The 13,906-nt window shown below is 66.3% G+C and carries 16 protein-coding genes and 2 tRNA genes; 10 read left to right on the top strand and 8 right to left on the bottom strand.

Features of this window, described 5'->3' with window-relative positions; translation table 11 throughout:
• Positions 1-25: 25 nt before the first annotated feature.
• Together ABE472_RS06220 and crp are read right to left on the bottom strand one after the other, a co-directional pair.
• A complete protein-coding gene (locus tag ABE472_RS06220) occupies positions 26-787 on the bottom strand; it encodes a sulfite exporter TauE/SafE family protein (RefSeq protein WP_313219437.1) in 762 nt (253 codons plus the stop codon).
• Between the two features lie 188 nt (positions 788-975).
• Complete coding sequence (gene crp / locus ABE472_RS06215; RefSeq protein WP_088433580.1) at positions 976-1,641, bottom strand: cAMP-activated global transcriptional regulator CRP; 666 nt, start codon at positions 1,639-1,641, stop codon at positions 976-978.
• A 170-nt stretch (positions 1,642-1,811) separates the two neighbouring features.
• On the opposite strand from crp, the gene speD reads away from it, so the two are divergent.
• Entirely contained in the window at positions 1,812-2,606 is a 795-nt protein-coding gene (speD, locus tag ABE472_RS06210) for an adenosylmethionine decarboxylase (RefSeq protein WP_019185315.1), read from the top strand.
• Between the two features lie 169 nt (positions 2,607-2,775).
• On the top strand, positions 2,776-3,093 hold the full coding sequence (sugE, locus tag ABE472_RS06205; protein WP_070472306.1) for a quaternary ammonium compound efflux SMR transporter SugE: 318 nt from the start codon (positions 2,776-2,778) through the stop codon (positions 3,091-3,093).
• 146 nt (positions 3,094-3,239) lie between these two features.
• Here the strand turns inward: sugE and coq7 are convergent, their stop codons facing one another.
• Positions 3,240-3,884 (bottom strand): 2-polyprenyl-3-methyl-6-methoxy-1,4-benzoquinone monooxygenase, encoded by a 645-nt coding sequence (gene coq7 / locus ABE472_RS06200; protein ID WP_313211066.1) that lies wholly within the window; start codon positions 3,882-3,884, stop codon positions 3,240-3,242.
• Between the two features lie 181 nt (positions 3,885-4,065).
• Between coq7 and rplM the strand changes: the two genes are divergently transcribed.
• Positions 4,066-4,494 (top strand): 50S ribosomal protein L13, encoded by a 429-nt coding sequence (gene rplM / locus ABE472_RS06195; RefSeq protein ID WP_017354548.1) that lies wholly within the window; start codon positions 4,066-4,068, stop codon positions 4,492-4,494.
• Between the two features lie 2 nt (positions 4,495-4,496).
• Positions 4,497-4,889 carry a 30S ribosomal protein S9 gene (gene rpsI / locus ABE472_RS06190; RefSeq protein ID WP_017354549.1) on the top strand — a complete coding sequence of 131 codons (393 nt, stop codon included), beginning with the start codon at positions 4,497-4,499 and terminating at the stop codon, positions 4,887-4,889.
• Positions 4,890-5,338: 449 nt separating this feature from the next.
• Here rpsI and ABE472_RS06185 read toward each other — a convergent pair.
• Positions 5,339-5,413, bottom strand: a tRNA-Gln gene (locus ABE472_RS06185).
• 49 nt (positions 5,414-5,462) lie between these two features.
• Positions 5,463-5,539: transfer RNA gene (locus ABE472_RS06180), tRNA-Met, on the bottom strand.
• Between the two features lie 121 nt (positions 5,540-5,660).
• On the opposite strand from ABE472_RS06180, the gene ABE472_RS06175 reads away from it, so the two are divergent.
• From ABE472_RS06175 to bfr, 3 genes are all read left to right on the top strand, one after another.
• Positions 5,661-6,293, top strand: a complete 633-nt coding sequence (locus ABE472_RS06175; RefSeq protein ID WP_313211067.1) for an RNA pyrophosphohydrolase — start codon at positions 5,661-5,663, stop codon at positions 6,291-6,293.
• Between the two features lie 116 nt (positions 6,294-6,409).
• A complete protein-coding gene (locus ABE472_RS06170) occupies positions 6,410-6,616 on the top strand; it encodes a (2Fe-2S)-binding protein (protein ID WP_088433582.1) in 207 nt (68 codons plus the stop codon).
• A 107-nt stretch (positions 6,617-6,723) separates the two neighbouring features.
• Entirely contained in the window at positions 6,724-7,194 is a 471-nt protein-coding gene (gene bfr / locus ABE472_RS06165) for a bacterioferritin (RefSeq protein WP_019185321.1), read from the top strand.
• Position 7,195: 1 nt separating this feature from the next.
• Here the strand turns inward: bfr and ABE472_RS06160 are convergent, their stop codons facing one another.
• From ABE472_RS06160 to ABE472_RS06150, 3 genes are read right to left on the bottom strand one after another with little or no spacing between them, the layout of a single operon-like run.
• A complete protein-coding gene (locus ABE472_RS06160; RefSeq protein ID WP_313211068.1) occupies positions 7,196-9,499 on the bottom strand; it encodes an ATP-binding protein in 2,304 nt (767 codons plus the stop codon).
• A gap of 2 nt (positions 9,500-9,501) precedes the next feature.
• Positions 9,502-11,361 (bottom strand): EAL domain-containing protein, encoded by a 1,860-nt coding sequence (locus tag ABE472_RS06155; protein ID WP_313219440.1) that lies wholly within the window; start codon positions 11,359-11,361, stop codon positions 9,502-9,504.
• 57 nt (positions 11,362-11,418) lie between these two features.
• Positions 11,419-12,045, bottom strand: a complete 627-nt coding sequence (locus ABE472_RS06150) for a DUF4126 domain-containing protein (RefSeq protein ID WP_088433585.1) — start codon at positions 12,043-12,045, stop codon at positions 11,419-11,421.
• Positions 12,046-12,226: 181 nt separating this feature from the next.
• Here ABE472_RS06150 and ABE472_RS06145 point away from each other — a divergent pair, with 181 nt between their 5' ends.
• The 3 genes from ABE472_RS06145 to erpA are packed head-to-tail and all read left to right on the top strand — an operon-like array spanning position 12,227 to position 13,886.
• Positions 12,227-12,976, top strand: a complete 750-nt coding sequence (locus tag ABE472_RS06145) for a DUF6776 family protein (protein WP_121040594.1) — start codon at positions 12,227-12,229, stop codon at positions 12,974-12,976.
• 4 nt (positions 12,977-12,980) lie between these two features.
• A complete protein-coding gene (locus ABE472_RS06140; protein WP_313211070.1) occupies positions 12,981-13,442 on the top strand; it encodes a polymer-forming cytoskeletal protein in 462 nt (153 codons plus the stop codon).
• A gap of 54 nt (positions 13,443-13,496) precedes the next feature.
• A complete protein-coding gene (gene erpA / locus ABE472_RS06135; RefSeq protein WP_019185327.1) occupies positions 13,497-13,886 on the top strand; it encodes an iron-sulfur cluster insertion protein ErpA in 390 nt (129 codons plus the stop codon).
• Positions 13,887-13,906 lie beyond the last annotated feature (20 nt).

The following is a 13,906-nucleotide window of genomic DNA, read 5'->3' as shown; positions in this document are numbered from 1 at the left end:
TCCCTGAAACGGTGTCGCGTCCGGCTCAGCCTGCGCGCCACTGCACGATGGCATGGCCGATCTGGAACAGGCTGATGCCCAGCACCAGCACGCCGACGGCCACCAGCACCCAGCGTTCCTTGACCTTTTTGACCAGAATCGCGGCCACCGGCGCGGCCATCATGCCGCCGATCAACAGGCCGGCCACGATGTTCAGGTACTGAACGCCCATGGTCAGCAGGAAGGTGATCGACACCGCCAGGGTCACCACGAACTCGGCGGCATTGACCGTCCCGATGGTGGTGCGGGCCTTGCCACCGCGTGCGAGCAGGGTGGACGTCGCCACCGGGCCCCAGCCGCCACCGCCACTGGCATCCAGCAGGCCGGCGACGAAGCCCAGCAGCGGGACGCGCTTCACTTCCTGGGCCGGCAGCATCCGGCCGGCCGCGCGCAGCAGGATGAAGATCGCCAGCACCAGCAGATACATATAGATGAAGGGGCGGATCACGTCGCCGGGCAGCTGGGTCAGCACGTAGGCGCCGACCACCCCACCGACGGCGCCAGGCAGGGCCAGGCGCAGGAACAGCCGACGGTCCACATTGCCCGCGACCAGGTGCGAGACCCCGGACGCCCCGGTGGTGAACACCTCCGCGGTATGGATGCTGGCGCTGACCGCGGCGGGCGGCAGGCCCATGCTGAGCAGGACCGAGGAAGACACCAGCCCGAACGCCATGCCCAGCGCGCCGTCGACCAGCTGTGCGCCGAGGCCGATCAGGATGAACCAATAGAATTCACTGCCAAGTTCCATGCGAACAGCCTAGCGGCAAATGGGCAGGTAGTGCCGACCGCTGGCCGGCGACCCGGGGTAGTCAGGGCCCGGGGGAGGCCGGGTGGCGTGTCCAATCGCGTGCCGGATAGCCGAACGGATAGCTGACCGGATAGCTGGCCGGATAGCCGGCCGGATAGCCGACCAACGGTCGGCTCTACCGCGCGGGGTCAGCGGGTGCCGTACAGGACCACGGTCTTGCCGCGGGCATGCAGTTGCCCGTCGGTCTGCAGCTTCTTCAGCACGCGGCCGGCCATTTCACGCGAGCAGCCGACCAGACGGGCCAGTTCCTGGCGCGAGACGCGCAGCTGGGTGCCCTGCGGGTGGCTCATCGCCTCCGGCTCGCGGGACAGATCGTGCAGGGTCCGCACGATGCGGTCGGTCACATCCAGGAACGCCAGGCGGCTGGCCTTCCTGCTGGTATCGAGCAGGCGCTTGGAGAGCTGCTGGCCGATCGAGTAGAGCAGGCGCGGCGCATCGGCCGAGAGCGGGCCCAGGAACAGCTGATGGAGGCGCTCGTAGCTGATCTCGGCCAGTTCGCACGGGGTGCGGGTGCGGAGGATCACCTCGCGCCGGTCCGATTCGACGAACAGCCCCATCTCACCGACGAACTCTCCCGAGCCGAAGTAGCCCAGCACCAGCTCACGATCGTCATCTTCCTCAGCCATTATTGAGACTGATCCACTGATCACGTAGTAGAGCGTGCCGGCCGGATCGCCAGGTCGGAACACGTCGGTACGGGCGGGGTAACGGCGGCGGTGGCTGTGGGCCAGGAAGCGATCGATTGTTGCGATATCCAGGGCCAATGGACTTGTGGCAAGGCGCACAGTTGACACGTTGAGGCGCTCCGATTGCTCATGAAGAATTCACGGCTATGTGCCGGGAGCTTAACGATCCGAATTGTTAAGGGCAAACCGAGCACAGGTACTCGTTTCAATGCAAGTTTCGCCCCCGATCACTTTGCCCCATAATTACTTCTTTCCCACCACACACAGGATCGACCGCCGTGGTCAAGCCGTTGCCTCGCCTGAGGTTGCAGGGTTTCAACAACCTCACCAAGGCGTTGAGCTTCAACATCTATGACGTCTGTTACGCCCGCACCGAAGAGGAGCGTCAGCGTTACATCGAATATATTGATGAAGAGTACAACGCCGATAGGCTGACTCAGATCCTGACCGACGTTGCCGAGATCATCGGCGCGAACATCCTGAACGTGGCCCGCCAGGACTACGACCCCCAGGGTGCCTCGGTGACGATCCTGATCTCGGAAGAGCCGGTGATCGACAAGAAGCAGGCCGGCAAGGAGCTGATCTCCGACGCTGTGGTCGCGCACATGGACAAGAGCCACATCACCGTCCATACCTACCCGGAAACCCATCCGCAGGAGGGCATCGCCACGTTCCGCGCGGACATCGATGTGGCCACCTGTGGCGTGATTTCCCCGTTGAAAGCGCTGAACTACCTGATCGAGAGTCTGGAATCGGACATCGTGATCATGGATTACCGCGTGCGTGGCTTCACTCGTGACGTGAAGGGCAAGAAGCACTACATCGATCACAAGATCAACTCGATCCAGAACTTCCTGGCCAAGAACATCAAGTCGCGTTACGAGATGTTCGACGTCAATGTCTATCAGGAAAATATCTTCCACACGAAGATGCACCTGAAGGATTTCGATCTGGACCAGTACCTGTTCGAAGAGAAGGCCAAGAACCTCTCGTTCAAGGAACGCATGAAGATCGAGGCGCTGCTGCGTCGTGAGATCGAAGAGCTGTTCCATGGGCGCAATCTGGCCGAGTAAGGCACTTCGCGATGTTGTCCGGGCCTGGCCCGGGCAACCTCGTTCAGGCGGGACGGCCCGCCCTGTGGAACCGGTGTTTGCGCAAAACCCGGTTCCACGGTAGCTACCGACGACGGTCCGGTGTGAAAACACCGGGCCGTTTTGCTTTTGTTAACCCAAGGAATCCCCCATGCCCTGGATCTATCTTCTCGTCGCCGGTCTGTTCGAAATCGGCTTCGCCATCGGAATGAAGTACTCCGAAGGCTTCAGCAAGCCCCTTCCGACGCTGGCCACCGTCGCGGCCGCCCTGGTCAGCCTGTACCTGATGAGCCAGGCGATGAAATCCATTCCGGTCGGCACGGCGTACGCGATCTGGACCGGGATCGGCGCATTGGGCGTGGCGATGCTGGGCATCTTCCTGTTCGGCGACAGCGCCTCGCCGTCGCGGCTGGCCTGCATCGCGTTGATCGTGGCCGGGGTGATCGGCCTGAAGCTGGTCTCGGGGTAACGCCCTCGCATTCGCGCTGGCGCTCCCACGGTTCGCTGTGCGAACCGTGGGCCCCCGGCTCACTGAACACCCATACCCCCGCCGCTTCGCGGCGCCCCCCTGACTCAGGGGGGCTTTTCACCCGATGCACGCGGCGCGGTGGAGGCTTAAAGGCGGTACGCGATGGTCTTCATGACCTTGGAGGCCAGCGCCATCACCGACGGGATCGGGGCGGGCAGCCTGCGCGCGCCGGCATGCTCGGCATGGTCGGCGTGGCGGGCTTCGTCGATCTTCATCACCTTGATCACCTCGCGGCTGCGCAGGTCGGCCGGGGGCAGGGTATCCAGGTGTTCGTCCAGATGCGCTTCCACCTGGCGTTCGGTTTCGACCACGAAGCCCAGGTTCCAGCCATCCCCGCGCAGGCCCGCCAGGGTGCCGATGGTGTAGCTGCCGGCATACCAGATCGGATTGAACAGGCTGGGACGGCTGTCCAGTTCGCGCAGGCGCTGGGCACACCAGGCCAGGTGGTCGGTTTCTTCCTGGGCGGCGTCGAGCAGGTGGGCGCGGGTTTCCGGCTCACGGGCGACTGCGGCCTGGCCGAAGTACAGGCCCTGGGCGCAGACCTCACCGACATGGTTGATGCGCATGAGACCGGCGGCGTGGCGGCGCTCGGGCGCGGCCATCTGCACGTCCGGGGTGTCCTCGGCGGGGTAGGGGCGGCTGGCCGGCGGATTGCCGAACACGGTATCCAGCGCCCGCTGGGCTTCGGTCAGCAGGTGGTCGAGCGGCGTGATCTGGCGGAGCGCGGTCATGGCAGGAAGTGTCGCGGCGGGGGACTGTCGATTCTCGCCCCCCGGGGCCGGTGTGCCAAGCCGGGATCAGGGTCAACTTGCATGTGGCGGGGATGGCCAGTACACTCCCGCCTCTTCACAACGCGTGGCAGAGTTCCGGCCGTACTGCGCCGTAATGAGCCCGACCTACTAGAGTTCTTTCATGAGCACTTTCACTGCAAAGTCCGAGACCGTCCAGCGCGACTGGTATCTCGTCGACGCATCCGGCAAGACGCTGGGCCGTCTGTCCACCGAGCTGGCCCGCCGTCTGCGCGGCAAGCACAAGCCGGTTTACACCCCTCACGTTGATACCGGTGATTACCTGGTTGTCATCAATGCAGAAAAGATTGCCGTCACCGGCAACAAGCTGCAGGACAAGCTGTATCACCGTTTCACTGGCTACATCGGCAACCTGAAGACCGAAACTCTGGCCCAGGCGCTTGAGCGCCACCCGGAGCGTGTCATCGAGACCGCCGTCAAGGGCATGCTGCCGAAGGGCCCGCTGGGCCGCGCCATGTACCGCAAGCTCAAGGTGTACTCGGGTTCCGAGCACCCGCACGCCGCTCAGCAGCCTCAGGTTCTGGATATCTAATCATGGCTATCACGCAAAACTACGGCACCGGCCGCCGCAAGTCCTCCACCGCCCGCGTGTTCCTGCGCAAGGGCGCCGGCAACATCACCGTCAATGGCCGTCCGCTGGACGAGTTCTTTGGCCGTGAGACTGCACGCATGATCGTGCGTCAGCCGCTGGAACTGACCAAGAACACCGAAAGCTTCGACATCATGGTCACCGCCGCTGGCGGTGGTACCACCGGTCAGGCCGGTGCGATCCGTCTGGGCATCGCCCGTGCGCTGGTCGAGTACGACGAAACCCTGAAGTCCGAGCTGCGCAAGGCTGGCTTCATGACCCGTGACGCCCGTGAAGTCGAGCGTAAGAAGGTCGGCCTGCACAAGGCACGTCGCGCCACCCAGTTCTCCAAGCGCTGATCCATCGCGCCTGGCGTGGGATCCTTCGGGATCCCGCTGGGGGGTACGCAAAAGCCCGGCTTCGGCCGGGCTTTTGTCGTTTCCGGGGGTGGGTTTCGTCCCCGCAGATCGCTTGGTCGTCAGGTGGATGCAGCGAGGGATGGCGACGCTTCCGGCGGCACTGCTGCGCTCGCCGCTGTTTCATAGGGGCGGCGGTGGCGGTAGTGTCGACCGCTGGTCGGCTGCTTTCGTGGCCCGGCATGGGCAGGGTGTCGGCCGTCCACCCTCTTTCTGGTGAAACAGCCCCCTTGGAGTGCAAGGGGGCGCGCCGTCAGGCGCGGGGATGTGGAGGCAAAGAAGGCTGGCCCCAACCTTGCTCCGCAAGGTTGGGGCACTGGGCGCCATGCGCCCAGTCAGCCGCCCAAACAAAACAAAAGGCCTGATCTTTCGATCAGGCCTTTTGTTTTGTTTGGCTGCCCCGGATGGATTCGAACCACCGAATGCCTGAGTCAGAGTCAGGTGCCTTACCGCTTGGCGACGGGGCAAAATGTGCGTGCAATTATTGCACTTTTTCCCTGAAAAACCAAGCGAACTTGGTGGCTATGGGTGGACTCGAACCACCGACCCCAGCATTATGAGTGCTGTGCTCTAACCGGCTGAGCTACATAGCCTCAGGGAGCCGGTAATTCTGGAGATGTATTCGGAATCTGTCAACACTTTTTCACCGCGCTTGTGAGTGGGCAGCGGGCGTGGCACAGTCCCGATCAGTAGATTTTTCTAGGAGTCCGCATCGTGATCGATCCGGACGGCTATCGACCGAACGTCGGTATTGTGCTGATGCGGCAGGATGGGCAGGTTTTCTGGGCACGACGTGTGCGCCGGGATGGCTGGCAGTTCCCGCAGGGCGGCATGAACACCGACGAGACGCCTGTCGAAGCCATGTATCGCGAGTTGCAGGAAGAAACCGGGTTGTTGCCGGAGCACGTTGAAGTGCTCGGGGCGACGCCGGGTTGGCTTCGCTATCGGCTGCCGGCACGGGCCATCCGCCGCAATGAACGGCAGGTCTGTATCGGCCAGAAGCAGGTGTGGTTCCTGCTCCGGCTGGCCGGGGACGAATCCCACGTCACCCTGGACCATACCGACAGCCCCGAGTTCGACCAGTGGCGTTGGGTCGATTTCTGGTACCCGGTCGAACATGTGGTGATGTTCAAGCGGGGCGTCTATGCGCGTGCGCTGCGCCATCTGGCGCCGCTGGCACGGGGGGTGGCCGGGCCGGGGGTGGAAACCATGCCCAAGTCCGCGCAGGAAGCCTGGATGCCTGGCAATGCCGCCGGTCACGATCGGCCGCGCAAGCGCACCACGCCCAAGCGGGGTGGTGGCTACTGGCCGCGCAGCAAGGCCAAGGGCGAGCCGGGCGCCGTCTGAGCGCTGCTGGCGGCTCTGACCCGTATCGAGAATGATTCAGGTTCGAAATTGACAACCATTCGCATTTCGATTGGAATAGCAGCAGGCCGATCCGGGCCTGCCTGCCGAGTCCGCACGTGTACGTCTGCATCTGCAACGGGGTTACCGACCATCAGATCCGCGAAGCCGCGCAGAGCGGTGTCGTGAGCGTGTCCGAGCTGACGATGCGCACCGGCTGCGGCGCGACCTGCGGCTCCTGCCTGGACATGGCGGCGGACCTGCTGGCCAAGTTCAGCGCTACCCACGACCTGCCGCTGCCGGTATTGGGCCTGCAAGCCGCCTGAGATCGGCCGGCCCGGTTGCGGGCCGCAACTGAGCACGATTCGCGTTCCTTCATGCCTGCGCGCGACGCGCTACAGTGCCCGCGATTCCACGCAGCAGGAGCACGCTCATGAAGGGCGACGCCAAAGTCATCGAATTCCTCAACAAGGTCCTCTACAACGAGCTGACCGCGATCAACCAGTACTTCCTGCACGCCAAGATGCTGAAGAACTGGGGCCTGAAGGAGCTCGCCGATCACGAGTACAAGGAATCGATCGAAGAGATGAAGCACGCGGACATCCTGTCCGACCGCATCCTCTTCCTCGAAGGCCTGCCGAACTTCCAGGCACTGGGCAAGCTGCGCATCGGCGAGAACCCGGCCGAGATCCTGCAGTGCGACCTCAGCCTGGAACGCGACGGCGTGGTGACCCTGCGCGAAGCGGTGGCCTATGCCGATTCGATCGGTGACTACGTCAGCCGCCAGCTGTTCGTGAAAATCCTCGAGTCCGAGGAAGAGCATATCGACTGGCTGGAAACCCAGCTGGATCTGATCGAGCGCATCGGCGAACCGAACTACCTGCTGACCAAGATCGAAGACTGAGTCAGCCCTGCAACGGGGCGCGCAGGCGGGCGTGATAGCCGCCCAGCGCGATCCGTGCACGCGCGAACTCGGCGATCAACAGCGCCACCGCCACGGCGGGGCGCTCCAGCGTGCCGGCGCGGGCATCGTGCTCGATCCGCCAGGCCGCTGCCGACAGGGCCATCGCGCCCACATTCGCACTGGCGGATTTGAGGCTGTGGGCCAACGCGCGCAGCTGGTCCAGGTCCGCTGCGACCGAGGCGTCCTGCAGCTGGCGGATCAGCGGTGGCGTGTCATCCAGGAACACGCCGATGACCCGCGCGGTGTCCGCGCCGATCACTTCAAGCAATTCATCGAGCACGTCCTGGTCGAGCACCGCGGCGGGTGTCTGGTCGCGTGCGGGCACCGCTGCGGTGGCTGCAAAGGGCCGGGTCGGCAGCAACGCCGGGTCGTCGGCCAGCACGCTTCCCCAGCGTGCCAGCACGGCCTGGAGTGTTTCGCGGTGGATCGGTTTGGACAGGTAATCGTCCATGCCGGCCTGCAGGCAGCGCTCGCGGTCGCCGGCCATCGCATTGGCGGTCATCGCCACGATCGGCAGCCGCGCCGCGCCTCGTGTGGCCTCGTGCGCGCGCCAGCGGCGGGTCGCGTCGTAGCCATCCAGCACCGGCATCTGGCAATCCATCAGCACCACATCGAACGGCCGGGCCTGCAGTGCCTCCAGGGCCTGCTCGCCCTGGGTGGCGGTCTCCACCTCGCAGCCCAGCACCTGCAGCAGCCGCTGCGCGACCAGCAGGTTGACGCTGTTGTCTTCCACCAGCAGCACGCGCAGCGGGAACTGCGGCAGTGCCGTGGGCGAGCCTGCGTATTCCACCTCGGCCAGCAGCGCAGCCGGGCGTGCACTGGGCACCACCGGGCGCAGCAGCGCGTGCAGTTCACTGTCAGCGCCCTGCCGCGACAGGGCGGGTCCCGGGCCAAGCGACTCGGGCGCGGGCGCCTCATCGCCGTACAGCCACAGCAGCTGCGCAGTGGGATGCCGTTCGTTCCCGGCCACCGCCTTCTGCAGTGCCTGGGTGCCATGGCGCAGGCCGTCGGTGTCGGCGATCACCCAGGTCAGGGCCGGGTCGATACCGGGGCGCTGTGGCGCGCGCAGGGCGTCGATCGCTTCGGCGCTGGTCTCCACCGTGTGCAGGCGCAGATCATGGTGCTGGGTCACCCGCTCGATACGCTGGGCGAGCACCGCATCGCGGGTGATCAGCAAGGCACGCCGCGTGTTGCCGACCGCTGGCAGATCGCCGATCACCTTGAGCAGGGGAATCTCGAACCAGAACGTAGCGCCGCGCCCCACGGTGGAGTGCACGCCGATCCGGCCCTGCATCAGGTCGATGATGCGCTTGCAGATGGCCAGGCCCAGCCCGGTGCCGCCGTACAGGCGCGTGGTGGACGCATCGGCCTGGCTGAAGGACTGGAACAGGCGCGCCTGCAGGGCGTCGTCGATGCCGATCCCGCTGTCGGCGATCTCGAACCGCAGCTGGTGCTGCGCGTTGGTCTCGCCCTGGCGCTGCACGCGCAGCCGGATCTGGCCACGCTCGGTGAACTTGATCGCATTGACCAGCAGGTTGCTCAGCACCTGGCGCAGGCGCACCGGGTCGCCACGGACGGACAGGCGTACCGCCGGGTCGAGTTCGAGCGAGAGCTGCAGGCCTTTCGGATCGGCGGCGCGCTGCATCAACTGCACCAGCCCTTCGAGCAGCTCGCGCAGGTTGAACGTGGTGATCTCCAGGTTCAGGCCCTTGGCCTCGAGCCGGGAGTAATCGAGGATGTCGTCGACGATCCTCAGCAGCTGCTGTGAGCTGGTCGCCGCGGTCTGCAGCATCTGGCGCTGGTCACTGCCGAGCTGGCCGCGCGCGATCAGATCGAGCATCGGCAGGATGCCGTTGAGCGGCGTTCGGATCTCGTGGCTCATGGTGGCCAGGAACTCACCCTTGGCCAGCGCCGCGGCTTCGGCGGCCTGCTTGGCGCTGAGCAGTTCCTGTTCAAGCTGGTTCTGCTGCTGCCGGCGCTGCTGCAGCTGATCGCGCTCGAGCACCAGCGCCTCACTACGCCGCTGCAGCCGCTCCAGCTGGTCCTGCGCGTCACGCCAGCGGCGTACCGCCTGGATGCCGGCGATCAGTGCCACCACGCCGGTGCCGGCGGCAATGTCGATCCACGGCCCATTGGCACCGATGCGCGCCATCACCGCGGCAGTGGCACACAGGGCGGCCGCCGCAGCGCTGATCCACAGCGGGGCCGGGGTGGAGGAGGGAGCTGGCCGTCCGTGGCGTCCCATGCTCAGAGCACCGAGTTCTGGAAGTCGAAGTTCAGTTCGCTGCCGGCGGACTGGACCATGTTGCCCTGGATGAAATCCACTCCGCCGATCCACATCGCGGCCGCTGCCTGCGGGTCTTCAATCTGCTGGCCGATGATGCGCAGCCCGGCGCGGTGCGCCCGGTCGATCGCCGCGCGCAGTTCGTCGCGCGTCTGCTGGTTGGTGTGGCTGTTGGAGAAGCGCGCGGCCATGCGCACATAGGCCAACGGCAGCTGCGCCATCAAGGCATTGGCTTCATCGCCCGGCTCGAACTGGCTCAGGCAGAAACGCACGCCGGCTGCATGCATGCGCGTGCAGAACTGCTGCAGGGTGACGGTGTGGATCAAGGCATCGGGCAGGCGTACGTCGATGACCAATGCGCTGCCGTCGATCTGCCGGCTCGCCAGCGATTCCAGCAGCCAGTCACCGAAGGCATCGCGGGCCAGCGTGCGCAGCGACTGCGAGACGAACAGGTGCAGCGGCTGCGCGGCGTGGCGATACAGATCCAGCAGCCCAAGCGCATGGTCGAGCACCTGCTGGTCCAGATCGGCAATGCGCCCGGCTGCTTCGGCGGCCGGAATCACCTGGCCGGCGGCCAGCACGCTGCCATCGGCCTGGCGCAGCCGCAGCAGCATCTGGTATTGCGCGGTGTTGCCACCGGCCACGGCGACGATCGGCTGGTAGGCCAGTTCCAGCTGCCCGTCAAGCAACGCCAGGTGTTCCTGCGCGGCCACATCTTCGCGGCGCACGTACGCGGCCACGCCCGCGGTCAGCAGGCGGGCCTGCAAGGTGGTGCGTTCGACTGCTTCCAGTGCGCTGCCCGCATCGGAGAAGCCCGGCGAGAGCTGCGCATGACCGACCACGCCGCGCAGGTGCACGGATTCGTCATCGCGGATCACGAACGCGCGCGTGGACAACTGCTCGCGCAGGGTATGCGCCATTGCATCCAGCGTGGCCTCGTCGGCCCCGCGGGCCAGCACCAGGAAACTGTTGTCGTTCAGACGTGCCAGCAGGTAGGGCTGGGCGGCATCGGCCAGCCGTTGGCCCGCCTGGGTCATCAGCCGTTCGAACGCGGCATAGCCGTAGCGCTCGCGCAGCCCCAGCGCGCTGGCGATCTCGATGAAGAACAGGCCGCCGTGGTCGCGGTGCGCCAGCGAGGCGCCGAGCTGCTGCATCACATGATGGCGGGTCGGCAGGCCGGTCTCGGGGTTGTTCATCGCCGGTGCGCTGCCGTTGCCCGCCTGTGAGGCGGCCTGCGCACGGGCGCGGCGGATCCGGTTGGAGACGGCGGCGATCAGGTGGCGCGGGCGGATCGGCTTGCTGAGGAAATCATCGGCGCCGCTGTCGAGCACTTCGAACTGGCGCTCCGGATCCGGGTCGCCACTGAGGAACACGATGGGCAGCAGCTGCTGGCCGGGTTGCTGGCGGATCAGGGCGGTCAGCCGCATCCCATCCAGCCCCGGCAGATGCAGGTCCATCAGGATCAGGTCGGGGCGATGCTCGGCGATGGCCTGCTGCACCCCCTCGGCATCGCTGTGCACCAGCGCCTCCATGCCGGCGCCGTGCAGCACGCTCTGCGCGAACAGGGCCTGCGAGCGGTCGTCTTCGACGATCAGCACGCGGTACGGCGAGTCGATGCCGGGCGGCGGCAGGCTGCCGGTCTCGGTGTGCATCGGGGGGAGCAGGGGCGGCGGGCTGGCCGGCGCCGGCGTCAGCGCCACGACATTGCTGTGCACCACGGGCGCGGGTGAGGCCTGGCTTTGCCAGCGCTGCCAGTGGTCGGCCGGCGGCGTTTCAGCGCGCACGGCGCGGGCGGGTGCAACAACGTTGTCGTGAACGGCCATCAGTACTCCCAGTCTGCGCCGCAATTATGCGATGAACACCCGAAGGCAGGGCACGCCTCACCGTGGCAGGGTTCCCGGTTTGACCTGCGTCTGGCCACTGTCGGCCTGCCGCATCAACCAACGCATGCCCTTCCACAGCGTCCGCCAGATCATCCACACGATCAACGCGCCGATCAGGCTGCACGCCACCACCAGGATCAGCGCCAGCCAGGGGTGCGCCAGCGCGAGCGCGAGCCCGCCGACCACCACGGTGTCTTCGGCGGCGGAGGCGATCCAGTTGCTGGCCGGTTCGGGTGAGGTGTTGAGCAGGGCGCGGGTACCGGATTTGAGCCCGTGGCTGGCCAGCGCGACGCCGGCACCGGCCACCAGTGCGGTGCCGCTGAGCTCACCGCTGGGCGAGAGCGTGGCGGCGGCCAGGAACGCACCGGCCGGGACCCGGGCCAGGGTCTGGACCAGATCCCAGACCGAGTCGACCCCGGGGATCTTGTCGGCGAAGAATTCGGCGATGGCCAGCGCGGCCGAGGTGCCCAGCACCCACCAGGACTCCGTGGCCTGCAGCGCGGGCGGCAGGTCGACCCAGCCGAGCAGGCCGGCCAGGCCGACGCCGAACACGGTCAGGTACACGCGGATGCCGGCCAGCCAGGCCAGCAGGATGCCGATCACGAACAGGTGGGCTTCGGTCATGGCACGCGCTCCGGCTGCAGAATGTGCACAGGCGCACACTATCGGGGATGACGTCCATGAACGCCACTGCCCCGATCCCGGCCCTGCGCGGACAAGGTCTTTCCCCTGACTTACACTAGCCCGTCGTTCCAGACAGGGGCCGTTGCGACAGCGCCGGCAGGCGCGGTCGCCCAGGACTGCCATGAATAAACCCACACCTTCCCGCATCCAGATCCGCCGGCCGGGCGCGCCGCCCGTGCAGGACCGCAAGCGCCTGCTGGTGCTGGGCGGGGCCTGGCTGCTGTCGCTGATCCTCGCCGTGCTGCTTGGCGCCTGGCTGGGCTCGCCCGGCGGTGACGTCGGCACCCAGCTCAAGGCCGCCGAGACCCGCAATGAGCGCCTCCAGCAGCAGCTCATCGAACTGCAGCAACGCCAGGCCACCCTGCAGGCGTCCGACCGCATCAGCCGCGCCGCCAACAACGAAGTCCAGACCTCGCTGGGCGAGCGCGACGAAGAAATCGCCGGCCTGCGCGCCGACGTGGCCTTCTATGAGCGCCTGGTCGGAGCGACCAGCCAGCGCAAGGGCCTGAACACCCATTCGGTGGAGTTCTCGCCGGAGACGGGCGGCACCTGGCAGTACGCCGTGGTGCTGACCCAGAACCTGAACCGCGGGGCGATCAGCCAGGGGCAGATGCGCTTCACGGTGGAAGGCGTCAAGGACGGCAAGCTGACCTCGGTCAGCTGGGACGAGCTGCACCAGCGCACCAAGGTGCCGGGCCAGGACTATTCCTTCCGGTACTTCCAGCAGCTCACCGGCAGCGTGATGCTGCCACCAGGCTTCACCCCGCAACGTGTGCGGGTCACGCTGGGATCGGGCGCGGGGGGCGCCACCCAGGTATTCGATTGGAAGCAGGCCGGAGCACCGGCGGCATCGGCAAAAGAAGGGGAGTAAGCCCATGTTTGGCAGCAACAAATCCAACCGCGACGGACATCTGGTCGTGGACGCGCTGATCGGCGCGCAGGTGGTGATCCGCGGGGACGTGGAATTCAGCGGTGGCCTGTACGTGGAAGGCACCATCCTGGGCAAGGTGATCGCCCAGGACGGCGCCAGCAACGCCACCCTGACGGTGGCCGAGCATGGCGCCATCGAGGGCGAGATCCGTGCCCAGGTGGTGGTCATCAGCGGCCGCCTGGACGGGGATGTGCACGCCACCGAGCGGGTCGAACTGACCCCCAGCGCCCGGGTGACGGGCAACATCCATTACCAGGTGGTGGAAATGCACGCCGGCGCCCAGCTGACCGGCCGCCTGATCCATAGCTCGGCGCAGATGGCCCTGCCGCCGCCGTCCGGGGATGCGGACCAGGGCAAGGGCAAGGACACCGCGGCCCGCAAGAAGCTGGCCGAGGCGATGGCCTGAATCGCGCCCGCGTGACAACTTGAAACCGTGCTCATGCACCCCCATGCTGGGGGCATGAGCACGCTTGTTTCCCTGCCCGGCGCTCCCGCCGCCGCGCCGAACTACCAGTCCCTGGACCGTCCGCTGAACTTCACCGAGGCCGCTGCGGCCAAGGTCAAGGAGCTGATCCAGGATGAGGGCAACGCTGCCCTCGCCCTGCGCGTCTACATCGAAGGCGGCGGTTGTTCCGGCTTCCAGTACGGCTTCGAGTTCGACGAGAACCGCGCCGAGGACGACCTGGCGGTGGATACCGCCGGCGTCACCCTGCTGGTCGATCCGCTGAGCTTGCAGTACCTGATGGGCGCCGAGGTGGATTACACCGAAAGCCTGACCGGCGCGCAGTTCGTGATCCGAAATCCGAACGCCAAGACCACCTGCGGCTGCGGCAGCAGTTTCAGCATGTGATGTGCGCGCAACCGGCCTGA

The sequence above is a fragment of the Stenotrophomonas sp. TWI809 genome (genome assembly GCF_039673205.1).
Lineage (GTDB): Bacteria > Pseudomonadota > Gammaproteobacteria > Xanthomonadales > Xanthomonadaceae > Stenotrophomonas.
Note: the sequence above shows the minus strand (reverse complement) of the source record. Positions and strands in the feature narration are given on the sequence as shown.

Coding starts and splice junctions, on each gene's coding strand:
- ABE472_RS06220 (WP_313219437.1), bottom strand. CDS start 787: ATGGAACTTGGCAGTGAATTCTATTGGTTCATCCTGATCGGCCTCGGC.
- sugE (WP_070472306.1), top strand. CDS start 2,776: ATGCCCTGGATCTATCTTCTCGTCGCCGGTCTGTTCGAAATCGGCTTC.
- coq7 (WP_313211066.1), bottom strand. CDS start 3,884: ATGACCGCGCTCCGCCAGATCACGCCGCTCGACCACCTGCTGACCGAA.
- rplM (WP_017354548.1), top strand. CDS start 4,066: ATGAGCACTTTCACTGCAAAGTCCGAGACCGTCCAGCGCGACTGGTAT.
- rpsI (WP_017354549.1), top strand. CDS start 4,497: ATGGCTATCACGCAAAACTACGGCACCGGCCGCCGCAAGTCCTCCACC.
- bfr (WP_019185321.1), top strand. CDS start 6,724: ATGAAGGGCGACGCCAAAGTCATCGAATTCCTCAACAAGGTCCTCTAC.
- ABE472_RS06160 (WP_313211068.1), bottom strand. CDS start 9,499: ATGGGACGCCACGGACGGCCAGCTCCCTCCTCCACCCCGGCCCCGCTG.
- ABE472_RS06155 (WP_313219440.1), bottom strand. CDS start 11,361: ATGGCCGTTCACGACAACGTTGTTGCACCCGCCCGCGCCGTGCGCGCT.
- ABE472_RS06150 (WP_088433585.1), bottom strand. CDS start 12,045: ATGACCGAAGCCCACCTGTTCGTGATCGGCATCCTGCTGGCCTGGCTG.
- ABE472_RS06145 (WP_121040594.1), top strand. CDS start 12,227: ATGAATAAACCCACACCTTCCCGCATCCAGATCCGCCGGCCGGGCGCG.
- ABE472_RS06140 (WP_313211070.1), top strand. CDS start 12,981: ATGTTTGGCAGCAACAAATCCAACCGCGACGGACATCTGGTCGTGGAC.
- erpA (WP_019185327.1), top strand. CDS start 13,497: ATGAGCACGCTTGTTTCCCTGCCCGGCGCTCCCGCCGCCGCGCCGAAC.